The organism is Bacterioplanes sanyensis, from assembly GCF_002237535.1.
In the GTDB taxonomy this organism is placed as follows: domain Bacteria; phylum Pseudomonadota; class Gammaproteobacteria; order Pseudomonadales; family Oceanobacteraceae; genus Bacterioplanes; species Bacterioplanes sanyensis_A.
In genome coordinates this window covers 1,988,634-2,012,863 of record NZ_CP022530.1, presented here as the reverse complement: position 1 = coordinate 2,012,863, position 24,230 = coordinate 1,988,634, and the positions used below count along the sequence as shown (strand labels likewise).

General features: G+C 55.8%; 21 protein-coding genes and 2 pseudogenes. 11 read left to right on the top strand and 12 right to left on the bottom strand.

Translation table 11 applies throughout. The features are described from left to right. Positions 1-20: 20 nt before the first annotated feature. The 7 genes from hflX to CHH28_RS09445 form a co-directional block, all read right to left on the bottom strand. A complete protein-coding gene (hflX, locus tag CHH28_RS09475; protein WP_094060084.1) occupies positions 21-1,355 on the bottom strand; it encodes a ribosome rescue GTPase HflX in 1,335 nt (444 codons plus the stop codon). A gap of 65 nt (positions 1,356-1,420) precedes the next feature. Beyond that, positions 1,421-1,675 (bottom strand): RNA chaperone Hfq, encoded by a 255-nt coding sequence (gene hfq, locus CHH28_RS09470; protein WP_094060083.1) that lies wholly within the window; start codon positions 1,673-1,675, stop codon positions 1,421-1,423. Between the two features lie 128 nt (positions 1,676-1,803). Further along, positions 1,804-2,754, bottom strand: coding sequence for a tRNA (adenosine(37)-N6)-dimethylallyltransferase MiaA (gene miaA, locus CHH28_RS09465; protein WP_094060082.1), 951 nt, complete (start codon positions 2,752-2,754; stop codon positions 1,804-1,806). After that, a complete protein-coding gene (gene mutL / locus CHH28_RS09460) occupies positions 2,754-4,637 on the bottom strand; it encodes a DNA mismatch repair endonuclease MutL (RefSeq protein WP_094060081.1) in 1,884 nt (627 codons plus the stop codon). Before mutL ends, miaA begins: the two co-directional genes overlap by 1 nt. A gap of 3 nt (positions 4,638-4,640) precedes the next feature. Beyond that, positions 4,641-5,972 carry an N-acetylmuramoyl-L-alanine amidase gene (locus tag CHH28_RS09455; RefSeq protein ID WP_094060080.1) on the bottom strand — a complete coding sequence of 444 codons (1,332 nt, stop codon included), beginning with the start codon at positions 5,970-5,972 and terminating at the stop codon, positions 4,641-4,643. A gap of 13 nt (positions 5,973-5,985) precedes the next feature. Beyond that, positions 5,986-6,468, bottom strand: coding sequence for a tRNA (adenosine(37)-N6)-threonylcarbamoyltransferase complex ATPase subunit type 1 TsaE (gene tsaE / locus CHH28_RS09450; RefSeq protein WP_094060079.1), 483 nt, complete (start codon positions 6,466-6,468; stop codon positions 5,986-5,988). After that, positions 6,465-7,985, bottom strand: a complete 1,521-nt coding sequence (locus CHH28_RS09445) for an NAD(P)H-hydrate dehydratase (protein WP_094060078.1) — start codon at positions 7,983-7,985, stop codon at positions 6,465-6,467. The genes tsaE and CHH28_RS09445 overlap by 4 nt, the downstream gene beginning before the upstream one ends. A gap of 92 nt (positions 7,986-8,077) precedes the next feature. Here CHH28_RS09445 and queG point away from each other — a divergent pair, with 92 nt between their 5' ends. From queG to CHH28_RS20605, 4 genes and pseudogenes are all read left to right on the top strand, one after another. Then, entirely contained in the window at positions 8,078-9,169 is a 1,092-nt protein-coding gene (gene queG, locus CHH28_RS09440; protein WP_094062030.1) for a tRNA epoxyqueuosine(34) reductase QueG, read from the top strand. Between the two features lie 70 nt (positions 9,170-9,239). Further along, complete coding sequence (locus CHH28_RS19875; RefSeq protein ID WP_157729860.1) at positions 9,240-9,389, top strand: hypothetical protein; 150 nt, start codon at positions 9,240-9,242, stop codon at positions 9,387-9,389. Continuing rightward, positions 9,390-9,689: pseudogene (locus CHH28_RS20610) on the top strand (GAF domain-containing protein); the annotation flags it as partial. It abuts the gene before it with no gap. A 48-nt stretch (positions 9,690-9,737) separates the two neighbouring features. After that, positions 9,738-10,263: pseudogene (locus CHH28_RS20605) on the top strand (GGDEF domain-containing protein). Here CHH28_RS20605 and orn read toward each other — a convergent pair. After that, positions 10,254-10,796 carry an oligoribonuclease gene (gene orn, locus CHH28_RS09425; protein ID WP_094060075.1) on the bottom strand — a complete coding sequence of 181 codons (543 nt, stop codon included), beginning with the start codon at positions 10,794-10,796 and terminating at the stop codon, positions 10,254-10,256. The pseudogene CHH28_RS20605 and the gene orn overlap by 10 nt on opposite strands. Positions 10,797-10,919: 123 nt before the next feature. Between orn and rsgA the strand changes: the two genes are divergently transcribed. Next, a complete protein-coding gene (gene rsgA, locus CHH28_RS09420; protein ID WP_094062029.1) occupies positions 10,920-11,948 on the top strand; it encodes a small ribosomal subunit biogenesis GTPase RsgA in 1,029 nt (342 codons plus the stop codon). 2 nt (positions 11,949-11,950) lie between these two features. Here the strand turns inward: rsgA and motB are convergent, their stop codons facing one another. Next, positions 11,951-12,970, bottom strand: a complete 1,020-nt coding sequence (gene motB / locus CHH28_RS09415) for a flagellar motor protein MotB (RefSeq protein WP_094060074.1) — start codon at positions 12,968-12,970, stop codon at positions 11,951-11,953. Next, positions 12,970-13,821 carry a flagellar motor stator protein MotA gene (motA, locus tag CHH28_RS09410; RefSeq protein WP_094060073.1) on the bottom strand — a complete coding sequence of 284 codons (852 nt, stop codon included), beginning with the start codon at positions 13,819-13,821 and terminating at the stop codon, positions 12,970-12,972. Before motA ends, motB begins: the two co-directional genes overlap by 1 nt. A 149-nt stretch (positions 13,822-13,970) precedes the next feature. Between motA and CHH28_RS09405 the strand changes: the two genes are divergently transcribed. Genes CHH28_RS09405 through asd form a run of 3 tightly spaced genes read left to right on the top strand, consistent with a single transcriptional unit; the run spans position 13,971 to position 17,415 of the window. Continuing rightward, positions 13,971-15,653: a hypothetical protein gene (locus tag CHH28_RS09405; protein WP_094060072.1), complete on the top strand. Its 1,683-nt coding sequence runs from the start codon at positions 13,971-13,973 to the stop codon at positions 15,651-15,653. A gap of 53 nt (positions 15,654-15,706) precedes the next feature. Further along, complete coding sequence (locus tag CHH28_RS09400) at positions 15,707-16,555, top strand: sulfurtransferase (RefSeq protein WP_094060071.1); 849 nt, start codon at positions 15,707-15,709, stop codon at positions 16,553-16,555. Beyond that, on the top strand, positions 16,552-17,415 hold the full coding sequence (gene asd, locus CHH28_RS09395) for an archaetidylserine decarboxylase (RefSeq protein WP_094060070.1): 864 nt from the start codon (positions 16,552-16,554) through the stop codon (positions 17,413-17,415). Before CHH28_RS09400 ends, asd begins: the two co-directional genes overlap by 4 nt. Positions 17,416-17,432: 17 nt before the next feature. Here asd and epmA read toward each other — a convergent pair whose 3' ends face one another. Further along, positions 17,433-18,353, bottom strand: coding sequence for an EF-P lysine aminoacylase EpmA (gene epmA / locus CHH28_RS09390; protein ID WP_094060069.1), 921 nt, complete (start codon positions 18,351-18,353; stop codon positions 17,433-17,435). A gap of 55 nt (positions 18,354-18,408) precedes the next feature. Further along, complete coding sequence (gene efp / locus CHH28_RS09385) at positions 18,409-18,975, bottom strand: elongation factor P (RefSeq protein WP_094060068.1); 567 nt, start codon at positions 18,973-18,975, stop codon at positions 18,409-18,411. Positions 18,976-19,006: 31 nt separating this feature from the next. Between efp and epmB the strand changes: the two genes are divergently transcribed. From epmB to CHH28_RS09370, 3 genes are all read left to right on the top strand, one after another. Beyond that, positions 19,007-20,050 (top strand): EF-P beta-lysylation protein EpmB, encoded by a 1,044-nt coding sequence (gene epmB / locus CHH28_RS09380; RefSeq protein WP_094062028.1) that lies wholly within the window; start codon positions 19,007-19,009, stop codon positions 20,048-20,050. Between the two features lie 133 nt (positions 20,051-20,183). Further along, positions 20,184-21,995, top strand: coding sequence for a hypothetical protein (locus tag CHH28_RS09375; protein WP_094060067.1), 1,812 nt, complete (start codon positions 20,184-20,186; stop codon positions 21,993-21,995). Between the two features lie 246 nt (positions 21,996-22,241). Continuing rightward, entirely contained in the window at positions 22,242-24,221 is a 1,980-nt protein-coding gene (locus CHH28_RS09370) for an EAL domain-containing protein (protein WP_094060066.1), read from the top strand. Positions 24,222-24,230: the final 9 nt, after the last annotated feature.

Below are 24,230 nucleotides of genomic sequence, written 5' to 3'. Positions count from 1 at the left end.
TTTAGTCAGTGTAACCCCAGTCAGCGCTCCCAATGCTCGCGCTGGGGGTGAAAAAAGCGTTGCTCAGCCACATTTGCCCGAGATAACGCCATCCGGAAGTCATCCAACTGCATACGCACCTGCAGCAGCATGTCGCCATTGTCGCTGAAGCGCTCGCCGCGCACACCGCCCAGTTCGTAAAGAATCGCACGCAGCTTAGCATCGGCAGGGGTCAGGCAAATTTCTTGCTCGAACAGTTCGTTGCCGAGAATTTCAGCAATGGCCCGATTTAACTCAGCAAACCCTTCACCTTGCTGTGCCGATAACCACACCGCGACAGGCTGACCCATGTCATCGCGATCAATGCGCGCAGTGCCGTGCTCGAGCAAATCAATTTTGTTGTACACCCGCAAAGTAGCCACTTCATCGGCGTGAATTTCTTGCAAGACGCTGTCCACCGCCTCGACGTTGGCATCACGCTCACTGGTGGCGCAATCGATGACGTGCAATAGCAAGTCGGCTTCCGCCGCTTCTTGCAAGGTAGCCTGAAAGGCTTCCACCAGCTTGTGCGGCAAATGACGGATAAAACCAACGGTATCGGCCAACACCACATCACCGATGTCGTCGACGGCATAACGTCGCAGCGTTGGATCGAGGGTGGCAAACAGCTGGTCAGCAGCGTATACCTCAGCCTCTGTCAGCGCATTAAACAAGGTCGATTTACCGGCATTGGTGTAGCCCACCAGAGCCACGGTCGGTACCGAAGAGCGTTTGCGTGAACGGCGACCTTGCTCGCGTTGAGAGCGCACTTTTTCTAACCGCGCGTGAATATTTTTCACCCGTTCGCGCAGTAAGCGGCGGTCCGTTTCCAGCTGGGTCTCACCCGGGCCGCGCATACCAATACCGCCTTTTTGCCGCTCTAAGTGAGTCCAGCCACGCACCAGTCGCGTCGATTGATATTGCAACTGCGCCAGCTCAACCTGCAGCTTGCCCTCGTGGGTGCGGGCGCGCTGAGCAAATATATCCAGAATCAGCCCAGTGCGATCCAACACGCGACATTGCAGCACCTTTTCCAGGTTACGCTCCTGGCTGGGTGACAATGCGTGGTTGAAAATCACCAGCTGGGTATCGTGCAAGCGCAGCAAATCGGAGATTTCATCGACCTTACCACGACCGACAAAGGTTTTTGGATCGGGCGCATCGCGCTTGGTGGTGACCAATTCGACGGGATCGGCCCCCGCCGAGGTGACTAGCTCGTAGAATTCCGCCACATCTTCTCGATTGGCGCCTTCAGGGAAATCAATGTGTACCAGTACGGCGCGTTCACCACCGCTGGCACCTTGGCGCTGAGCGCCTTCGGGACGTTCAAAGAACAAAAATACACTCCAAAAACCCGGCCCACGTGAGTGAACCGGGTCTTAGTATCACTGCAGGATGCTGCTTAGCTTTGCTCGTCAGCACTGTCACCTGCTTCGGCAGGAGGCGCTAAACGAACATTGCGCGATGGCACAACGGTAGAAATCGCGTGTTTGTACACCATCTGGCTGACGGTGTTTTTCAGCAGAATGACAAACTGATCGAATGACTCAATTTGGCCCTGTAACTTGATGCCGTTGACTAAAAAAATAGAAACCGGAATACGCTCTTTACGCAATTGGTTGAGATAAGGGTCTTGTAGCGAGTGCCCTTTTGACATGGTTGTCTCCTTAAACAAGGTAGCCGTCCAATGTGGGGACGGATCTAAAAATAAAATGCGGCGCCGCGCTACGGCACCGTTAGCCCCAGGTCGTCCGGAGCCGCAACTTTAGCATTCAAGCAGGGGAGTCAGGACGATGGGCTAAATATGGCGTTGGCATTGAGGATTTTCAAGGCACTATCAACAAGATTCGGATCATTGGTATCTAACCAGTGTAAATCCGGCCAACTTCGCAGCCAGGTGATTTGACGTTTGGCTAATTGACGGGTGGCAATAATGCCACGCTCGACCATTTCATCGTAATCACACACGCCTTCCAGATAATCCCAAGCTTGGCGATAGCCCACCGCGCGCACCGACGGCATCGATACGTCCAGATCACCACGCTGATACAGCTGGCGCACTTCGTCGATAAAACCATCGGCCAACATCATTTTAAAACGCTCGGCAATACGCTGGTGCAATTGCTGGCGCTCAGGCGGACAGACGGCCAAGTTCACCACCTGATAAGGCAAAGGTTCACACTGCTGCTCACGCCAGTGTTGAGTCAGGGTTTTACCACTGACTTGGTAGACCTCTAACGCTCGCTGAATGCGCTGCGAATCCATCGGCTTGAGTCGTTGCGCCGCCTCTGGGTCGATCTCAGCTAAGCGTTGGTGCATCGCTGGCCAGCCCACGGCATCGGCCTCGCTCAATAGCTGAGCGCGCACGCAGTCATCAGCTTGCGGCAAGTCAGCGGCGCCATCACGCAGAAACTTGAAATACATCATGGTGCCGCCAACCAACAGTGGCACCTTGCCGCGCGCGCTGATATCCGCCATTTCGCGCAACGCATCTTCACGGAAACGCGCCGCAGAATAAGGCTCTGAGGGATCCAGCATATTTATCAGCCGGTGCGGTGCTCGCGCCAGCGTCGCGGCATCAGGTTTGGCGGTGCCGATGTCCATATCGCGATACACCAGCGCCGAGTCGACACTGATGATTTCGCACGGATAGCGTTCTGCCAAAGCAATGGCCAGCGCCGTTTTGCCCGAAGCCGTCGGCCCCATTAAAAAGATGGCGGCGGGTAGTTCTGTCATTAGCGTCCTCGCAGGAAAAGTTTATCCAGCTCATGCATGGTGAGCTGTGTCCAGGTAGGACGACCGTGATTGCATTGCCCGCTGCGCTCGGTGGCTTCCATATCTCGCAGCAAAGCATTCATTTCAGCAATGCTCAGTTTACGATTGGCGCGCACCGAGCCATGGCAAGCCATGGTGGACAAAATAACATTGCGCTCTGCCAGCAGCCGATCCGAACGGCCATGCTCCATTAATTCCGCCAGCATGTCGGTAATCAGCTGTGCCACGTTGGCCTGCTGCAACAGCACTGGAATCTGGCGCACCATAATCGACTCCGGCGCCACCCGTGCCAGCTCGACACCTAGGCGGCGAAACTCATCGGCGTATTGTTCCGCTGCGTCTGCTTCACGCTCGCTCAGTGCCAAACTTTCAGGCACCAGCAGCGGTTGGCTGGCCACGGTTTGTGCATCCATCGCCGTTTTGAGCCGCTCGTAAGTAATACGCTCATGGGCCGCGTGCATGTCCACCACCACCATGCCCTGCTGATTTTGCGCCAGGATATAAATGCCGTGCAGTTGCGCTATGGCAAAGCCCAGTGGCGGTATGTCGCCCTCCTCGGGCAGCGCCGCCGGGGGAGCTGAGCCAGAAACCTGCACTTGGTTTGATGGCGGAGCATAGCCTTGAGCATCTGTTGATGACGGCGTCACATCGAGGGGCTGCGCCAGTGCTTGGTAAGCGCCCAATTGCTCTGCCACGGCATGCCGGCTGGGTCTATCCGTCGCAGCAGGCCGCCAATCTAATTTGGTTTGCTCGCTGAACTCACCGGCCTGCACGCCGCTGACCGCCGCAGCAGGCGTCGGCTGCAGGGTATTGGCATCGGCTGAGGGGAGTTGCGCGTCTGGGCGTACTTCCGCCAAGGCACGGTGCAATGCTCGAAACAGGAAGTCATGCACCAGCCGACCATCGCGAAAGCGCACTTCATGCTTCGTCGGGTGCACGTTCACGTCCACTAATTTGGCGTCCAACCACAGGTAGAGCACAAACGCCGGATGACGGCCGTGGTACAACACATCGCGGTAGGCTTGTTTGATGGCATGAGCCACCAGCTTGTCACGAACCACACGGCCATTGACGAAAAAATACTGCATGTCCGCTTGCGAACGCGAAAATGTTGGCAAACCCACCCAGCCCTGCAGCCGCAAACCGGCGGCTTCGGTTTCGATGTGCACGGCGCTGTCCATAAACTGCGGATTGAGCAAGCTGGCGACGCGTTTTTCGCGGTCCACCGTGCGCTGCGCGGGGCGCAATTGATGAATGACTCGGCCGTTATGACGCAGGCTAAAACCGATGTCGTAGCGACTGAGGGCCAGGCGCTTAAACGATTCTTCCAAATGAGAGAACTCGGTTTTTTCTGTGCGCAGGAATTTTCGCCTCGCAGGCGTGTTAAAAAACAGATCCCGCACTTCAACCGTGGTGCCAGCTGGATGCGCTGCCGGAGCCAACTGCGCTTCCATATCTCGGCCTTCGGCCGTGACCTGCCAAGCCTGCTGCGCCTCAGGCGTGCGTGACGTCAGCGCCAAACGCGACACGGAACTAATACTGGCCAGCGCCTCACCGCGAAAACCCAGCGAGCCGACGGCTTCCAAATCGTCCAGGGTGGTGATTTTGCTGGTGGCGTGGCGACTGAGCGCCAGCGCCAAATCGTCTTTGTTGATGCCATGGCCATCGTCACGAATGCGCAGCAGTTTGACACCGCCTTGCTCGGCGTCGATTTCGATGCGCGACGACTGAGCATCAAGCGCATTTTCGACCAATTCTTTCACAATATTGGCTGGCCGCTCGACCACTTCGCCGGCGGCAATTTGGTTGGCCAGTCGTGGCGACAGCCGCTGAATACGTTTCATAAATCAGGTTTTTGGAATTTTGAGAGTCTGACCGATGCGTATGCGGTCATTTTTGAGATTGTTGGCGCGGCGCAGGTCGGTTAACCCCACACCATTGCGCACGGCGATGGCCGACAAAGTATCGCCACGTTGAATGGTGTAGGTGTGATACACACTGCTTTTTTGCTGGCGCGCAGCAATCAATGTGCCGCGTGGTGGGTAGCGATTAAAGTAGTCACGTACACCTTCAAACACCGCTCGTGCCATTTTTTTGCGGTACGCCGACGTGCCCAGTTTACGCTCTTCGCCCGGGTTCGAAATAAATCCGGTTTCCACCAACAGCGCCGGCATGTCTGGCGCTTTTAGAACGGCAAAGTTAGCCTCTTCAACTTGGCGTTTGTGCAGTTTGGAAATGTGCTTCATCCGTCCGAGGATTTTGCTACCAATGTGGACACTGGACTCGCGCTTAGCCGTCATGGATAAATCCAGCAAAGTCATCGCCAAATGGTCTTCACGCCCCTCAAGACTGACGCCGCCGATCAAATCCGAGTCGTTTTCTTTGTCCGCCAGCCAGCGCGCGGTCTCACTGGTGGCACCACGCTCCGATAACACAAACACAGAGCTGCCACTGGCGCTTGGATGTTTAAACGCATCGGCGTGTAGGGAAACAAAAAAATCCGCATTGGCTTCACGTGCTTTGCCGGTCCTGGCGCGCAAGCCAATGTAATAATCCCCAGTACGCACCATGTACGGAGTAAAACCGGGCTCTGCTCGTAATAGGCTTTCCAGCTCTTGCGCGATTTTCAGCACCACTTTCTTTTCTTGCGTGCCGCGTGGGCCAATGGCGCCAGGGTCTTCACCACCATGGCCAGCATCGATGGCAATAATAATATCGCGCGCTTTATTGCTCGACGGCTCACTGCGCTTAATCGGCTCGGCGACGGCTTGTGTTATTTTTGGCTTTTCTAAATCCACCACCAAACGATGGTAAGGGTATTTTTTATTGGGCGGCAGCGGAAAGCTGCGCGGCGTCAAGCGCTGCTGCATATCCAATACGATGCGCAAATCGTTTTTGCCACGTTTACCGCTGCGAATGCTGTCGACCCAGGTCGAGGCGACATCAATTTCAGCCGCCGGTTTTAGCAGTTTGGCGCTGGGCAAGTCGATCACCACCCGCTCGGGGTTACTGAGTTGAAAAATTTTATGTTCGTGCGGGCCAGACAGATCGAACACTAAGCGTGTGTTGTCAGGAGACTGCCAAACGCGAATGTCTTTTACATCACCGTGAGCCGCGCCAGTGATGGTCACCAGCGCAAACAGAAGGCATGTCTGAATCCCAAATCGTGTATTTTTCATGCCAGTGTAATCACTAACCCATCATTAATTTCGACAGTTCAGGGTGCTGTTGTAATTGTTGTAACCAGTGCTGACCTTTGTCAGAGCCTGCCTCAATGTCCAACTGCCGTCCATCACCCTCGTCAGCCAGATGCAACACCAAGTCAGCCTCAGGTAACACGCCGACACCGCGCTGCGGCCACTCAATCAGACACAGGCTATCGTCATCTAAATAATCGCGAATACCCATAAATTCCAACTCTTCAGGGTCGCCCAAGCGATACAAATCAAAATGACAGACCCGCCGAGCGGACAAGGGGTATTCCTCAACCAAGGTATATGTCGGGCTGCGCACCGCGCCCTCATGCCCCAACGCCTGAATAAAACCACGACAAAAGGTGGTTTTTCCAGCCCCCAAGGTGCCCAGTAGAAACACCAAGCCACCACCATCAATAATGTCTGAACAGATGCGCGCCACGTTCAAGGTGGCGTCTTCATCGGCAAGCTGCCAGGTCATAAGTTCACTAACGTCCGAATTGAATGCATTAAATCCGCGGCCAGTAGCCCACGTTCGCCGCCCGCTTGGGCTTCTAAATCCGCAGCGGCACTGTGAATACACACGCCCATTTGTGCGACCTGCCAAGCGCTGTACCCTTGCGCCAACAGCGCGGCCATCACACCGGTCAACACGTCACCCATACCACCAGACGCCATGCCAGGGTTGCCGTCGGTACACAAGCACAAACGACCATCTGGGTGCGCTACTAACGTGCCTTGCCCTTTTAGTACCACCACGGCTTGGTAGCGCTGTGCCAGTTGCTGCGCACTGGCAAAGCGGTCCGCTTGAATTTGCTCACGACTGACCTGCAATAAACGCGCAGCCTCACCCGGATGCGGCGTCAGCACCACCGAGCGCTGCGCAAAGCTGGTTTGCCACTGCGGCTTTGCAAGCAAGTTCAAGGCATCGGCGTCGAGTACCAGCGGCACATCGCTCGCCAACACCGACTGCAGCATCAGCTGCCCCCAGCTGTCTTGCCCCAAACCCGGGCCACAGCCAATGCTGGTGGCTTTGTCCAGTTGTGGCGCCAACGCCAACCCGGAGGTGACCTCTTGCACCATCAGCTCTGGCCGGCGACTGAGCAGCATCGGCACATGCCCCTCAACCGTGGCCACGCTGACCAGACCAGCACCGCTGCGATAGCAAGACTCTGCCGCCAGAGCAATGGCACCGCCCATGCCGCGATTGCCGCCCACCAACAGCGCATGGCCATGTTCACCTTTATGGCTGTTGCCACGACGTGCCCCCGGAAGCGACCCTTGCTGTTGCAACACATGCCAACTGATGCGCTGACAAGCGTCGGGCGTTGGTTGCAGCAGATCACCATCGATGGACAGCGAGGCATAAGCAATGTCGCCGCTGACATCCGGGCCTGCCGCCGTCAGCAGCCCTTGTTTCACACCAATAAAGGTGACGGTCAGGTCGGCTCTGACGGCGTCACCTAAAATAACGCCGGTGTCTGCCTGCAAACCGCTGGCGATGTCCAATGCCATTACGGCCGCATCATGAGCATTGATGGCGGCGACGGCCTGCGCATAGTCGCCCGTCAGTTCGGTGTTTAAGCCAATGCCGAACAAGGCATCAACTACCAAGTCGCAGCCATCCGGCAGCCCTTGCCAGGGCACAATATCAACCCCAGCAGATTGCGCCATGGCGCGTGCTTGCTCTGCGCTGTCGCTTAATTGGGTGTGATCACCCAGAGTTTGCAGCTGTGTGTGCATGCCGTGATAACACGCCAGCGCCGCCAATACGTAACCATCTCCGCCGTTATTGCCCGGGCCTGCCACCACCACCAGCGAGTCGCAGTCTGGCCAGCGCTGTAGCAAACAAGCAAACGCGGCTTCACCGGCGCGACTCATCAGCTCAAAGCCGTCGCCGTGCAACCGCTCGATGGCTTGTTGATCGAGCTGTTTTACCTGAGCGGCGGTCATCAGCGTTGTCGGCAGGTGATCCCTGGCGGTATAAGGGCGCGTCATTCCAGCTACCTTGCTGTCGTCATGAGTTTGGCGCCAGTATAATGGTTCGCTCTTTGTTGCAACACCGCCAACCGATCCGAGCTTCTGCCTTTATGCCCGACTATATCCGCCTCGACTCCCCTGCAGACGACAGTGACCAAGCGCTGGCGTCATTGCGCCAACAGCTGGATATGTGGGGAAAAGAGCTGGGGTTCCAGCAAATCGGAGTCACCGATACCAATCTGGCACAGCATGAAACCTACCTCCAGCAGTGGCTGGAACAGGGCTATCACGGCGAGATGGGGTTTATGGCCGATCATGGCTCGATGCGCTCTCATCCAGAGCAGCTGCAGCCCGGCACCATCCGGGTGATTTCGGCGCGCATGGATTATTTGGCGCCCGACATTCGCATCACCGAGCAATTACAAGACCGCAGCCTGGCCTATGTGTCGCGCTACGCCCTCGGGCGCGATTATCACAAACTGATTCGCAAGCGCCTGACGCAACTGGGCAAACAGTTACAAAGCGCAGCCGGAGAAATGGGCTTTCGCGCGTTTGTCGACAGCGCACCGGTGCTGGAGCGCGCCTTGGCGAACAAAGCTGGGTTGGGTTGGGTTGGCAAAAACACCATGTTGATTAATCGTCGCGCCGGCTCTTACTTTTTTCTCGGCGAAATCCTCACCGACTTGCCGCTGCCCATCGACCCGGCTTACGACAAAGAACACTGCGGCCGCTGCCAAGCGTGCCTGGATATCTGTCCAACTCAGGCGTTTGTCGGCCCCTATGTGCTTGATGCACGTCGCTGCATTTCCTATCTCACTATCGAGCTGGATGGCCCGATTCCAGAAGAACTGCGCCCTGGTATGGGCAATCGCATTTTTGGCTGCGACGATTGCCAAATCGGCTGCCCCTGGAACCGTTTTAGCAACACCAGCCCAGAACGCGACTTCACCCCGCGCCATCAACTGGATAAGGCCACCTTGCTGGAGCTGTTTCGCTGGGATGAAGACACTTTTCTCAGCAACACCGAAGGCATGCCCATTCGCCGCACAGGCTATCGCAATTGGCTCAGAAACATTGCCGTGGCGCTCGGCAACGGACCCTACAGCTTGGAAGTCGAACAAGCATTAGTCACAAGACGAGCCAGTGTGGATGCCCTGGTGCAAGAACACATTGATTGGGCTCTGACACAACTAAAGAGCTGATGTTTCTGAGCTATCTACACTAAGGCGATGGTTTAACCAACAGCGTACCCACTGCTGACAGGACACTGCGATGCCACAAGCCCCGCTGCCCGACAACGAACATGAGCGCTTGCAAGCACTGGCCGAGCTGGATATCACCTATCTGCCGTTGGAGCATCGACTCGACAAGATCACCCGCACCGCGCGCTATTTGTTTGCCGTGCCCATTGCTTACATCTAATTGATCGATGAGCAACATCAGTGGTTTAAATCGATGGATGGCGCCGATCTACTCAGTACTACCCGCAGCGCCGCTTTGTGTGCCCATGCATTGCTGGAAGACAGCTATCTGATTTGCCCTGATCTGCAGCAGGACCCGCGCTTTAGCGACAATCCTTTTGTGACTGGCCCACCCTACCTGCGCGCCTACGCCAGCTGTTTATTGAAGAGCCGCGGGCACAACATCGGCACTTTGTGCATTGCCGACACCACACCGCGACCATTCAGCCAGGCCGACGTCACCGCTCTGCGCGATTTAACCGCCTGGGCACAAACCGAACTGCTGCTGACACAATTGAGCGATGCACAGATGCGCTTAATGTCAGAGTTGGACCAAGCCCAGCGCGCGGCGCAAACCGATGCTCTCACCGGGTTGTGGAATCAGGGCGCGATCCAAGACATTTATCAGCGAGCGTTTCAACGCCGCTCGCGGCGACGAATGCCGTTGTCACTGCTGATGATCGATATTGATCACTTCAAGCGCGTCAACGACACACGCGGTCACAGTGCCGGCGACGATGTGCTGCAACAAGTGGCCGCCAGCATTGGCCAAGCCATCAGATCGCAAGACGCACTCGGCCGCTCCGGCGGGGAGGAGTTTCTGGTGGTGATCGAAGACTGCTCGCATCAGCAATGCGCTGGACATGGCCACACGTGTATTGCAACAAGTGCGTGGCCTGCGCTTGGTTGGTTATGACGACCTGCACATCACCGTCAGCTTAGGCGTGGCGACCAGCCAATCGAATGACAGCCAAGAAAGCCTGCTACAGCGCGCCGACCGCGCTTTGTATCAGGCCAAGCAGCAAGGACGGGATCAGGTCTGCACTCAGGACTGAATAAAGTGCTGGCGTAAGTGGCGCAGCTCAGCGATGGACTCACGAATATCGTCCAGGGCCAGGTGTGCTCCCTTTTTCTCAAAACCTTCCAGACTGGCAGGCTTCCAGCGCTTAGCCAGTTCTTTTACCGAACTGACATCGAGGTTGCGGTAGTGCACAAAGGCTTCCAGCTTAGGCATGTACTTCACCAAAAAGCGGCGGTCCTGATGGATGCTATTGCCACACAAGGGCGAGCTACCCGCCTTCACGTGCTGCTGCAAAAACGCCAGCGTTTGTAGCTCCGCTTCCTGCATGCTGACCTGACTGCTGCGCACACGCTCAGTCAGACCAGAATTGCCATGGGTTTTGGTGTTCCATTCATCCATCGCATCGAGCAACACATCCGGTTGATGAATGGCCAGCACCGGCCCTTCGGCGATCACGTTTAGCTCACTGTCGGTGACGATGGTGGCAATCTCAATGATGACATCGCGTTCCGGTTCCAGCCCGGTCATTTCCAAATCCATCCATACCAGGGCATCACTTCGACTCATGTCATTCTCTCTAGCAGCAAATGTAAGCGCTCAGGCGCGGGGCCCTAGTGTAACTCTGACATGCGCCTTGCACCATGGATCACATCACCGGACAATGCCTCATCCAGCCCACAGCGCAGTATTATGAGCAAACGTAAACTGAACAAACGCCAGACCTGGCGGATTGAAAAAATCCAGCAGGAAAAGGCCAAACGAGCCAAACAAAAAGAGCACAGCATTCACCAGCAGTTGAACGCCGGTGAGCTCGGCACGGAAACCACCGGCCAAGTGATGGCTCATTTCGGCAGCCAAGTCGAAGTCGAAGCACAGCGGTTTGGCGATCGCTATCGCTGTTTTCTGCGTGCGAACTTAGGGTCACTGGTCACCGGCGACAAAGTCGTGTTTCGCCCAGGCCCAGAGGAGAATGGTGTCCTAACCGGCGTGGTGGAAACAGTGCTGGAGCGGGAAAACGAGCTATCCCGCCCCAACCCGTACAACGAAATTAAGCCCGTGGCGGCCAACATTGACGTTATTGTGTTGGTCATTGCACCCGAGCCGGAAGCGCATCGCAACCTGATTGACCGCTATTTGGTCGCTGCAGAAAACTGCCACATTGAGCCGGTGATTCTGTTTAACAAAACCGATCTCATCACTGACGACAACCGCGATCATTTTTTACACCTGTTGGGTTCATATCATGAGCTGGGCTATCAGGTGCTGACGGTGTGCAGCCATGACGAAAGCAGCCTGGGCGAATTAAAAGACTTTCTCAACGATCGCGTCAGCGTGTTTGTTGGCCAATCGGGCGTGGGCAAGTCGTCCCTGATCAGCACCCTGCTGCCCGGTGAAGAACTCAAAGTCGGCGCGCTGTCAGAAAACACCCGCAAAGGGCGTCACACCACCACCACCGCCCGGCTGTACCACTTTCCCGCCGGTGGTGATTTGATTGACTCGCCCGGAATTCGCGAGTTTGGCCTGTGGCATATGAGCGCCGACGAAGTGCTGTATGGATTTCGTGAACTGCGCCCACTGGCCGGCTTGTGTCGCTTTCGCGATTGCCAGCACGAGCAAGAACCGGGCTGCGCCATTCAACAGGCGGTTGAGCAAGGCGAAGTGTCCGAGCAGCGTTTCTACAGTTATCAGCGCATTGTCGACACGCTGACAGAGCTGTAACGCTACCAGAACACCTCGTCGGCGTTGGGCGGGTTGTCGTACGGATTGTCTTCCGACTCGCGCTCGTCGCGCAGCTCCTGCAGCAGTGAGCCCGCCTTGTTAATGACTGGTTTACGGTCGTCTGGCTCGGCGGCTTCCTCGTCGTTCACAAACTCCGCCTCGGCCGTGCCGGCACGGCCGCTGACACCTTCGTCATAGCGCTTATTCAGCAAAGTGACGGATATGCGCCGATTAACCGGGTCGTAGGGGTCGTCTTGCTTTAGCGGTGCGGTATCACCCATGCCGATAACCTGGGCAATTTGCGTTTTATCGACTCCCGCTTCCATCAATGCGCGTCTTGCGGCATCAGCGCGCAACGCCGACAACCGCCAGTTCACTTCGTCAGAATCGCGGCTTTGCGCCCGCGAAGAGTCGGTATGGCCAGCAATCGACAAACGGTGGTCGATGGTCGCCAGCACCGGGGCCAACTCCCATAGAATGTCTTCGGTGTAGTACTCCAACTCCGAGCTGCCGGGGGCAAACATCGGGCGTTTCACCTGGTCGACAATTTGCAAACGCAGCCCCTCGGTGGTGATGTCGAGCAGCAGCTGGTTTTTAAACGGGCTCAAAGTGGGGCTGGCGTCGATGCGCGCTTCGATCTGCGCTTTTTGCTGCTCCAGCCGGCGGCGCTCAATGGCTTCTGACAGGCTTTCGATTTCTTCTGCCTGGAGAATCTTTTCTGGATCCAGCTGCTGCGATTCTGCGATGTTGTCCGCCTGCGACGGCGAACCGCCGAGGTCAATCACATAGCGTGATGGCACGCGCTGGCCTTCTTCCCAGGCTTTCGGGTCCTGGAAGTAGCCAGAAATCGCCTCACGCTGCTGTTCGTTAGATGAGTTGATCACCCACAACACCAAAAAGAACGCCATCATCGCCAAAGCAAAGTCGGCCATGGCAACCTTCCAGGCGCCGCCATGGTGACCATGTCGGCCTTTTTTGATGCGGCGGATAACAATATTTTGATGCTGCCCGAGATTTTCCATCAGCGACTGCGCACCTTGCTTTCGACTTCATTGAAGCTGGGCCGGCCCTGGGTAAACAGCGATTTGCGGCCAAACTCCACCGCTAACTGGGGCGGTAGACCATTGAGAGAGGCGATGATGCACGCTTTAACCGACTCATACAGCTTGATCTCTTCATCAGCGATATGACGCATCTTGGCGCTAATCGGCCCCACCATACCGTAAGCCAGGAATACGCCGCTGAAGGTTCCGACCAGTGCGGCGGCAATACTGCCACCGACTTCCGTGATTTCACCATCGATCGCCCCCATGGTGATTACGATGCCCAATACCGCCGCGACAATACCAAAGCCGGGCAAGGCATCTGCAACACGACCGACGGCATCACCCGGCGCTTCCAGCTCATGCAGGCGAGCCTCAATCTCTTGATCCATCAAGGCTTCCAGTTCATAAGGGGTTAAGTTGCCTGCGGCAATGATGCGAAAGTAATCAGCAATAAACTCAGCCAACTCACTATTGGCTTGAATCGCTGGATAGCGAGCAAACAAGGCACTGCTTTGCGGGCTATCGACATCGCCTTCAATCGACATAATGCCTTCACGCCGTGCTTTGTTGAGAATGTCGTAAATCAGCCCGAGCACATCCATGTACATGGCCTTATTGACCTTACTGCCAAACATCACTTGTGGCATCACCTTGAAGCAGTGCGTGATCAGGTGCCAGGGGTTGGATAGCAAAAACGCTCCAAATGCGCCGCCAATAATGATCAGAAATTCAAACGGGTGCCAAAGCGCCAACAACTCGCCATTGGACATCACATAGCCGTACAGCACGCTGCCGAATACGATAAATAAGCCGATAAAAAACAGCATGAGGCTAGGTCCTAATCCACTCCGCTAAGGTCCGAGGGTGACACAGTCTGCCATGTCAAGGTGAGAAATCCACTCTGCCGAGCTGTGCTACAGACTGTTAATGACTATAGTAATTAAAGGTCACAATGCGGCGCCACACAAACTGAGACATGACACAACAGCCTCCCAAGCCCATTCCAGCAACGCATTGGCAGGATTTGCCCGCAATTGCCGACTTTCCCATTCTTGCTGAAAGCCGACAGCGCATTCGTCGACAAATGCAAAGCAGTCGGGCCACCTACCAAGATCTGGCGGTATTTGTCGAAGCCGACCCCGCCCTGTGTTTGCATTTGTTAAATCAAACCGTTGAGCAAAATCCTGACTGCGAAGCGCAAATATCCGGTGCCGCCAGCTGTTTGTCACTGCTGGGCATGCAAGAGTTGGTCAGACTGGTCAAACAATTGCCGGTCGTCAGTGCAGACAGCGAAGAGCCACACCTGCAGCTGTATCGCCGGTGTCTCCACACGGCACAGTTTGCCGGCGAGCTGGCCGCCTACTGGACCAGCCAAAAAGGTAGTGGTGGCCCAGATTACGCGCGCTGGTGCGCCATGCTGGCCAACGCTCAGCTGTGGGGATGGATACTGAGCAATCCATTGAGCGCCAACTGGTTGCACTTTTTAAGCAGCGGCAACGATCTGGTAACCGCGGCACGCGCCACCTTTGGACAGCTAAAAAAACGTGAGTGGGAGCAACGTGCCCGGCAGCTGCATTTGCCCGCCAGTGCGATTGAGCTGTTCCAACCGGATATCTGGCCTACAGCACATCAATGGCGGTTATTGCGCCATCACGACCCGCGTGATCTGGATGGCCAGCGCACCCTGCTGCATCACGGCCAAAAACCAGCATTTAGCTGCCTAATGGCCAATGGCTTGGCCTGGCACTGGCACATGGCCCCGGAAGGTAAACACAGTCGCCGCTGGCTGCAGCTGACCGCACACTGGCTCGGTAAACATGAATCCATGGTGTGGGAAGACGCGCGGCAGTTGCAGGTGCGTTTGAGTCACCAACAACGAGATGGACTGAGCTGCGGCCTGCAATGGTTGGCCAGCCCCAGTCCGACTCAACATCTTTACCCGGCGGTATACCCAGAGCAGCCGACAACAGCACCAGAACCGATTGCTGAGCCGCATGCCCCGCCGCCACCACCGCAAAAGCAACAAACGCCCAGCGATGCAGCTACGCCGGAGCCTGCGCTAGCGGCATCCCAACCCAAAAACGTGGCTGAGTCGCCCAGTGCCGCTGCAACAACCGGTGTTGTGCGTGCCACGGACGATGGCTATTTGAAGAAGCTGCTGCGCCAACTGCAGCAAGAGCCGGATCGTTTCGGCGACTGGCATTTTTTATTGCGCAGCACGCTCAAAGGCATGACTCACGGCCTGGGCTTCCCCCACGCCTGCGCCGCATTGATGAACAAACAGCATACAGCGATGAAGGTGGCCTACACCGACGGCATGAACCCGAATATGGCGATGAATCGTCTGACCGTGGATCTGCGCCGCGCAAACCTGTTTAGCAAAGTGATGGAGAAGAAAGCCAGCTTGCTGTTAACACCGGCGAATCGCGGCACTTTTCTCAAGGGACTGCCGGACGACGTCATAGACATTCTGCCGGAGCATTTGCTGCTGATGGCGATCGATGCCGGCCACCACGCCATTGGCATAATCATGGCGTTTGATGACAGTGGCACCTTGGCAATCACCGCCGATGAATATCGCCAGTTTAAGCAACTGTGCCAGACAACCAGTAAAAGCTTGGCAGCACTGCGGGAAAACACGCGCCAGCGCCGCTCCTGACAGCCACAATCGCACTAGGGTACACTCAGCACTTTTTAGACGGATGTGTATGTATGGCTGAGTTTCCTCTGCTGCTGGAGCCAGAGCTGTTGGCTGAGCAGCTAGCCTCCAGAGGCCACCCCACCGATGTACTCATCATCGAGCAAGCACCGCTGGACATGTACCTGGCCGGACATATTCCTGGCTCTGTGCACGTGGATTTTAAGCGTTTGCAATATGGCCAGCCGCCGACTCCCGGCGCGCTGCCAACAGCAGAGCAGCTATCACAGCTATTCAGTGAATTAGGGCTTACACCGACTACGCATGTTATTTGCTCAGACCATGAGGGTGGCGGCTGGGCAGGACGGCTGATTTGGGTGCTGGACTGCATTGGCCATCGCCATTATTCCTACCTCAACGGCGGGCTGACCGCCTGGCAACAGGCTGGACTGCCCACCACCACAGAAGCCGTCAGTCGCCAACCCAGCCAGTACCAAGCCAAAGTAGATGACACTGACTGCAGTATTCACAAAGACGCTTTATCAGCGCTGCTGTCATCCCCTGAACTGGCCATTTGGGACGCCCGCTCATTGGCGGAATACGATGGCAGCAAAGCCATATCCAGCCGCGGTGGGCACATCCCAGGTGCCGTGCATTACGAATGGACCCGAGCGATGGACCCGGCCAATGGTCTGCGCTTGCGCCCGCTAGAGACTTTGCGTGCAGAACTGCAGCAACTCGGCATCGAGCCTGGCAAGCAGGTGGTGACGCATTGCCAATCGCACCATCGCTCCGGCCTCACCTATCTGATCGGCAAATTATTGCAGCTTTCTATACAAGCCTATCCAGGCTCCTGGGCCGAATGGGGCAATGACAGCCAGCTCCCCATTGCCCAAGGACAATCACCTAGAGAAACACTATGAGCGTTAAAGACAGTCTTTTTATTGCCAGCCAGTATCTGGTGCCCCAGCATGGCCTATCTCGTTTGATCGGTCGTCTGGCGGCGAGTGAAACGAGCTGGATTAAAAACCCGTTGATCAAGGGTTTTCAGAAGCAATTTGGTATCGATATGACCGACGCCAAGCGCAAAAACGTGGACGAGTTTGCCAGCTTCAACGACTTTTTCACTCGTGAGCTGGAAGACGGTGCACGTCCGATTGCCCCCGGTGAGCATGAGTTTGTATCCCCCGCCGATGGCGCCGTTTCACAACTAGGCAACATCGAGCATGGGCGAATTTTCCAGGCCAAAGGCCAGGATTTCTCTCTGACCGAACTATTGGGCGGCGATCGTCAGCGTGCAGAGCCCTTTGTCGACGGTCAGTTCGCCACTATTTATCTGTCGCCGCGAGACTATCACCGCGTCCACATGCCGGTGACCGGAACCTTGCGCGAGATGGTGTATGTACCGGGCGACCTGTTCTCTGTGAACAAAGCCACGGCTGAAAACGTACCGCGCCTGTTTGCCCGCAACGAGCGCTTGGTGGCGATCTTTGATACCGACCACGGTCCCATGGCGATGGTGCTGGTCGGCGCGATGATTGTTGCCGCCATCGAAACCGTGTGGGCTGGCCACATCACACCGCCAGCGCGACAACTGGCAGTCAGTTCGTATCCACGCCCAGAGCAGAACGTGACACTGGAGAAAGGCGAGGAGATGGGTCGCTTCCTGCTGGGGTCAACCGTTGTTCTGTGCTTTGGTAAAGATAAAATGCGCTGGCTGGACGAGCTGCAAGCCGACTCGCCCGTGCGCATGGGTGAGGCCATTGGCCTAACGCTGGAGTAATCGCTTGAGGCAGCGTGTTAAGCGCGCTGCCAATCAAACGCCAGCACGTCGGCAATGTGGTCGGCATCCAGCAATAGCATCAGTAAACGATCCAGCCCCATGGCTACACCGCAACACGGCGGCAGCCCTTGCTCCAACGCTTCTAGCAGATTTTCATCCAGTGGCCGCCCATTGGCTTCGCGCTCGAAGCGTCGTCGTTGCTCAGCGGCATCGTCCAGCTCGTCGTAGCCATTGGCCAGTTCGTTGCCGTTTAAATACAACTCAAAACGTCGGGCAATGCTGATGCCAGCCTGCATGTCAGTTTTCGCTAACGCCGCTTGCGAAGCCGGGAAGTCGCGCACGAACACCAGAGTATCTGTCGGCAACGCGGGCTCGACACAATGGCTCATCAGAACGTCCAGCCATCCGTCACGATCCAACGACAGCTCTTGCCCTGCCACCTGCCTCCCAGCCTCAACCAGCTCGGCATCGTGGCATGTGTGCGGATTCAAGCCCACGTAACGCTCAAAGGCTTGTTGATAAGTCAGGTGCAGCTCTGCCAGCGATGGCCAGCGCGGCGCCAAAATCTGCCGGGTCAAGGTTGCCACTTGCTGCATTAACTCACTTAAGTCGATGCCCAACCGATACCACTCCAGCATGCTGAACTCTGGGTTGTGACGCCGACCGGCCTCGCCGCGGCGAAACACTTTGGCTATCTGATAGATATCACCGCTGCCAGCGCACAATAACCGCTTCATCGGGTACTCAGGCGACGTCTGCAGCCAACGCTCATCAGCGGTGCGCATCGGCTCAATGTTGGCATCCGCCACCGCCGCTTGCGACAGCACCGGGGTTTCGACTTCCAGCGCACAGTGTTGGTCAAAGAATTGGCGAATGATCTGATTCATGCGAGCGCGCTGCTGCAGCGCAGCAATGCCAGCGGAGGGGGACCATGTCATGGGTGTTTCCATAAAAAAGGAGCCCTGCGGCTCCTTAATTGACTCAGCCAGCAGCTTACGCGCGGCTAACGTATTCGCCGGTGCGAGTGTCGATTTTCAGCTTGTCACCGATGTTGATAAACAGCGGCACTTTGACCACGGCGCCAGTAGTCAGCGTGGCTGGCTTAGAGCCGCCTTGCGCCGTATCGCCTTTTAAGCCTGGGTCCGTTTCTGCCACATCCAACTCAACGAAGTTAGGTGGTGTAACCGTCAGCACTGCCCCATTGAACAGGGTTACGGTATAAACGTCCTGTTCCTTCAGCCATTTGACGGCTTCACCGACGGCTTCTTCAGAGGCACCATGCTGCTCGAAAGAACCGTCCGTTGCCATGAAGTGCCAGAACTCACCGTCGGTATACAGATACTCCATGTCCAGTTCCATCACATCGGCGCCTTCCAAGCTGTCACCAGATTTGAAGGTTTTTTCCATCACCCGACCGTTACGCAAATTGCGCAGTTTGACGCGGTTAAATGCCTGGCCCTTGCCCGGCTTAACGTACTCGTTCTCCATAATCGAGCAGGGTTCGCCATCCAGCATCACCTTAAGACCCGATTTAAATTCGTTGGTAGAATAGTTGGCCATTTTACAATCCAATCAATCGCGAGAAATAAAGGTGCGTATCATAACGCGAACTGAGGCTGCTGTAGAACCTAACCACTGGCAGGATGAGCTGGCGCGTGCCTTTCGCCGCAGCGATGAACTGCTGGAGTTTTTACGCCTCGATCCGCAGCAATTGGCCTGCGATCATCAGCCCGACTTTCCCATGCTGGTGCCACGCCCATATGCCGAGCAAATGCGCAAGGCGGACCCAAACGACCCATTGCTGCTGCAGGTGCTACCGCTTCTGCAAGAGCGCGACCCTGTTGAGGGCTATACGCTCGACCCGTTGGACGAAACCAGCAGCAATGCTCAGCCGGGCATCATTCATAAATACCACGGCCGGGTGTTACTGATGCTTGCCTCCGGCTGCGCAGTCAATTGCCGCTACTGCTTTCGCCGCCATTTCCCTTATGCCGACAATCGCATAGCGCGGCGCCAATGGCAGCAAACCTTGGATTACTTGCGCCAGCGCCCCATCATCAGTGAAGCCATTCTCAGTGGCGGTGACCCGCTGATGCTGGATGATGAGCACTTGTCCGACATACTCGACGAGCTCGAAGGCATTGCTCATCTGCGCCGCTTGCGCATTCATTCACGCCTGCCCGTGGTCATTCCACAACGTCTGACGTCAACACTGGCACAGCGCTTAGAGCAAAGCCGATTGCAGACCACGCTGGTGCTGCATATCAATCATGCCAATGAACTGAGCGAGGCGCACCGCAGCGGGCTCAAGCAATGGCGCGATGCCGGAATGACACTGCTGAACCAAAGCGTGCTGTTAAAGCGGGTCAATGACGAGCCGAATACGCTGATTGAACTCAGTGAGCGCTTGTTCGAATTTGGTGTGCTGCCGTATTACTTACACGCCTTTGATGCCGTTGCGGGCGCGGCGCATTTTGATACGCAAGAACACTTGGCTCAGCAACTGCACCAGCAGATGCAGCAGCGGCTACCTGGCTATTTGGTGCCTAAGCTGGTGCGAGAAATCGCTGGCAGGAAGAGTAAGACGCTGATCAACCTCGACAGTGGGCAGAGCGGCAACTATAACGGGATGTAGACACTAAGCAGCAAGACTGAGAAGACAGTTAATAGTGCTGTCGACAAACGCTGCTTAAGTCACTGATCTATAATCACTACAACCCTGCCGAAATACGGCTGAGGGGTACAATGTGAATATGCAGCAGGAATGCATGGACAGCCAACGAGTCGCAATCAAACTACATATTCCGGCCACACCACTGACAGAGCTCAGCATGTGTCCGGCTACCGTTGACGGGGTGAGCGAATGGGCAAAAGCATTGCCCATGGCCAACACCGGCGAAGCCGCACGTCAGCTGTACACCGCCATTCGCGAGTTTAATCAGTGGGAAGCCGACCCGCTGCTGCGCTTTAAGGTGTTGGAAATTGTCCGGCCCTACATTTATTCCATCTGCACCCTGCTGAACAAACACTTTCTGGCGTCGTCCATCTCACTCAACGACAAGCAGCTCAAAGTGGCCAACCTAAGCCAGGCACTGCAAAGCCATCTGGCGACTGGTTATAAGATGGTGGTCGGGCACAGCATCAGTCAGCTTGCCGCCGCCGACAAGCCCTCCAAAGTGGTGACCATGGCCATCCATCGCGCCATCACTGACACCGCGCAAACGATTTTGCGAGCATTCCAGCTGTACTGTCAGCCGCCAGAACATTCCTGGCTGGAAACCAATCAGCTGTATTTGCTGGCAGAGATGCACCGTTTGCATGAGTACGAAGTCAACGACCGGCAAACGCGCTTTTTATCCAGCTCAACCATCAAAGACGCCTTCGCTCGTCTGCATCTGCTCGGCACCGCTAAGCCCAACAACCTGCGCCAGCAAGACCTAGCGCAACTGTTTGATGCCAGCGAACTGTGGGCCAGCTACGCTGACATCACTGAGGCGGACGATGAAGACGCGTTGTTTATTATCAACCTTCATCGCGATCGCCCAGGCCAATACCGCCAACATCTGCGTGAGGCGCAACAACCGCTGTTCCGTAGCTTGAATACGCAACGCTTGGTTCATGCCCTGAGGCAATGGGCCGCCAACCCGGCGGGCAAACACGAAATCACGGTACCGGGGAAACTCAGCGACAATATTCTTGCCCATGCCATTCAATCATGGGGCATTCATTGGCAGCGCTCTTTCCGCCGCACGCCGTCAGAAGGGCAACTGGCCTTGTGTATTGGCCTCTCTGCCACGCATTACTACAGTGGCGATAAAACCGAGTTTGAACGCCTGCTCGGTGAGTTGAAACCCAAACCCATTGACGGGCCAGAGCGTGTCGCCAAAGTCGACATCGGCAAACAATCACGCGACGACGTGTGGGCCGACGCGTTCGACGCCAGCCGACCCGCCTTGAGCGAAAACACACAAATGGATCTCGATGCCATCGAGTTCATTAGCAAACACAAAGGAGACACCGAAGAGCAACAGCAGGAGCTGAAGTATCCCTCGCATGCGGTCAGCATGATTAACTCCAGCCCCGGCGGTTACTGTCTGCATTGGGGAGGCAATCTGCCACCGGCGATACAGGCAGGAGAGCTCATTGGAGTGCAGGAAAATGGCATTCGCCATTGGTCGATAGGCGTGATTCGCTGGATCCGCCACATGCGAGATCAAGGGACTCAACTGGGCGTCGAGCTGCTAGCGCCAAAAGCCCAGGTCGGCGCTGCGCGCCTGTTGCAAAAAACCGGGGACAATGGCCCGATGATGCGCGCCTTACTGTTGCCGGCCATCAAAGCCATCGCCCAGCCAGCAACCCTGTTACTGCCGCGTATGCCCTTCCGTACCGGCAATAAAGTCGAGTTGTTATTTGCCGATGAACAAGGACGCTACCAATTGACCAAGCGGCTCACCTCGACCAGCAGTTTCAGTCAGTTTCAATTCCGTAGCGCCGGTCCGGCCAAACGTCAGACCAGCAACGAAACGCATCAGGCGCTACTGCCGGATGATGATTTCGATTCTATCTGGAATAAACTCTGACTGACGCAATGCGTCTAGACATGGCCTCACATATGACGATTTTTTGCACATTCCGCCCAAGCATGTCTCATCTGGCGATTTATTTTTAAATGACGATCCCTATAATTACCGTTTTATCAATCAGAGGCTGACATTTTGGCATCCCGCGAAACCCTGCATCTGTTGTTGTTGTGTCGGACTCAGAATGAAGCTGAAGGGATAGTCAGTCTGTTACGAAACTCCGGCAGTGCTACCCGCGTACACCTCGTGACGTCGCTAGACGACTTCAGTGAACAGCTGCAAGGCAAGACTTGGGACTTGCTGATCGCCGAGCCGTCCTGCCACGGTGTTGAATACATGGATCTGCTGCGCCAGATTCGTCGTCTGAATAAAGACTTGCCACTGATTCTGATTACCCACGACGACATTGAGCCCATGCAAATGGAAGCTGCACTGCGCAACGGTGCCGTCAGCATGGTGCCCTTCGATGAAAGCAACCTGTTATTGCTGGTGATTCAGCGCGAGCTGGGACATTTGCGCAGCCGACGCGCCAATCGCAAGCTCGAAGTCAGCCTGCGTGAGTCAGAAAAACGCTGTCAGGGGCTGCTGCAAAGCTCCAAAGATGCAGTGGCTTACGTGCATGACGGCATGCATATTTTTGCTAACCATGCTTACTTGGAGCTGTTTGGCTATCAGTCGCCTGAGGAGCTCGAAGGCATGCCGATCATGGACATGATCGAGGCCTCTGCGCAGCAAGAGTTTAAAGGCTTTCTGAAAAGTTATTCTCAACAGCCCGGTCAGAGCAGCAAACTATCGACGGTCGGCATTGACGGCGATGGCAAACCATTCCCAATGAACATGGATTTTGCTCCAGCCACCTACGCCGATGAGCGCTGTACACAAGTCATTATCCGCATGCGCGAGGACAGCAGCGAGTTAGAAGCCAAGTTAGAAGAAGTTCGCAGCCGCGACTTGCTCACCGGCCTCTACAACAAGCCGTATTTCCTTAATCGCTTAGAAGAAGCGGTCGACCAGGCCGTGATGAACAGTGCCAAAGGTGCTGTGGTCTACCTTAACTTGGATAATTTTGGTCGTCTAAAAAGCGATATTGGCATTGTCCACACCGATACCGTGCTGGCCCACATTGCAGCCACACTAAAAGAGCAACTGTCCGAACGCCAAGTCACCGCCCGCATTGGTGAAGATATTTTCGCCTGCATCTTAATGGGCCGCGACGCTGAACAGGCACTGGCAGCGGCGGATAAGTTGCGCGACATCATTGAGCACATGCTGATCGAAGTGAGCAGTCGAACTGTGACGGTCACCGCCAGCATTGGCGTGGCGCTGATCAATGAAAACAGCTCCAAGCCGCTGGATATTCTGCAGCAGGCCCACGAGGCGGCCGACGGTGTACGCAAGCAAGAAGGCCATGAACATGGCAACGGCGTTAACCTCTTCCTACCACCAGAGCAAGCCAAAGAAGACGAACAGCAAGATCTGGAGCAAACGCTGGTCAATGCGATTAAAGGCAACGGCTTTAGACTGTTGTTCCAACCATTGATCAACCTGCGTGGTGAGGAAGTCGAGCATTACGAAGCACTGCTGCGCTTACCGGTGAGCGACGGCGATGATCTGTCCGCCGCCGAGTTCTTCGACAACCCAGCCATCAACGACGACATTAAACGCAAGGTCGATCGCTGGGTGATTTTGCACACCACCAAGCTGCTGAGCGAGCATCGTACCAAGGGTCACAACACTCGTATGTTCGTCAATCTGTCTGCAGCATCACTGGCCGATGAGTCCTTGGCCAATTGGATTGGCGTGGCCATCAATGCCGCTAAGCTGCCGAAAGGTTGCGTCATCTTCCAGTTCAACGAAGAAGATGCGGGCAAGATGCTGAAGCAGTGTCATGACTTTACTCAATCGCTGATGGAGCGAGGCATTCCAACGTCCATCAGCCGTTTTGGCTGCGCATTGAAACCTTTCCAGAACCTGAAGCACCTGGAAACCACATACGTAAAAGTCGATGGCTCGTTCACGCAAGAACTGGGGCAAAGCCCGGATGCACAAAAGCACCTGCAGGAACTGTTAGCGCAGCTGCATGAAGAAGAAAAACGCACCATCGTGCCATTGGTCGAAAGCGCCAACGCTGTCGCCAGTTTGTGGCAGATGGGCGTGCATTTCATCCAAGGCTATTACGTGCAAGCACCGCAAGCAGGCATGGCCTACACCTTCAGCGATGAATAAACAGGCATA

Bases quoted from the DNA above. Each gene is read 5' to 3' on its own strand.
- hfq (WP_094060083.1), bottom strand. From the start codon at position 1,675: ATGTCAAAAGGGCACTCGCTACAAGACCCTTATCTCAACCAATTGCGT.
- miaA (WP_094060082.1), bottom strand. From the start codon at position 2,754: ATGACAGAACTACCCGCCGCCATCTTTTTAATGGGGCCGACGGCTTCG.
- mutL (WP_094060081.1), bottom strand. From the start codon at position 4,637: ATGAAACGTATTCAGCGGCTGTCGCCACGACTGGCCAACCAAATTGCC.
- CHH28_RS09455 (WP_094060080.1), bottom strand. From the start codon at position 5,972: ATGAAAAATACACGATTTGGGATTCAGACATGCCTTCTGTTTGCGCTG.
- tsaE (WP_094060079.1), bottom strand. From the start codon at position 6,468: ATGACCTGGCAGCTTGCCGATGAAGACGCCACCTTGAACGTGGCGCGC.
- CHH28_RS09445 (WP_094060078.1), bottom strand. From the start codon at position 7,985: ATGACGCGCCCTTATACCGCCAGGGATCACCTGCCGACAACGCTGATG.
- queG (WP_094062030.1), top strand. From the start codon at position 8,078: ATGCCCGACTATATCCGCCTCGACTCCCCTGCAGACGACAGTGACCAA.
- CHH28_RS19875 (WP_157729860.1), top strand. From the start codon at position 9,240: ATGCCACAAGCCCCGCTGCCCGACAACGAACATGAGCGCTTGCAAGCA.
- orn (WP_094060075.1), bottom strand. From the start codon at position 10,796: ATGAGTCGAAGTGATGCCCTGGTATGGATGGATTTGGAAATGACCGGG.
- rsgA (WP_094062029.1), top strand. From the start codon at position 10,920: ATGAGCAAACGTAAACTGAACAAACGCCAGACCTGGCGGATTGAAAAA.
- motB (WP_094060074.1), bottom strand. From the start codon at position 12,970: ATGGAAAATCTCGGGCAGCATCAAAATATTGTTATCCGCCGCATCAAA.
- motA (WP_094060073.1), bottom strand. From the start codon at position 13,821: ATGCTGTTTTTTATCGGCTTATTTATCGTATTCGGCAGCGTGCTGTAC.
- CHH28_RS09405 (WP_094060072.1), top strand. From the start codon at position 13,971: ATGACACAACAGCCTCCCAAGCCCATTCCAGCAACGCATTGGCAGGAT.
- CHH28_RS09400 (WP_094060071.1), top strand. From the start codon at position 15,707: ATGGCTGAGTTTCCTCTGCTGCTGGAGCCAGAGCTGTTGGCTGAGCAG.
- asd (WP_094060070.1), top strand. From the start codon at position 16,552: ATGAGCGTTAAAGACAGTCTTTTTATTGCCAGCCAGTATCTGGTGCCC.
- epmA (WP_094060069.1), bottom strand. From the start codon at position 18,353: ATGACATGGTCCCCCTCCGCTGGCATTGCTGCGCTGCAGCAGCGCGCT.
- efp (WP_094060068.1), bottom strand. From the start codon at position 18,975: ATGGCCAACTATTCTACCAACGAATTTAAATCGGGTCTTAAGGTGATG.
- CHH28_RS09375 (WP_094060067.1), top strand. From the start codon at position 20,184: ATGGACAGCCAACGAGTCGCAATCAAACTACATATTCCGGCCACACCA.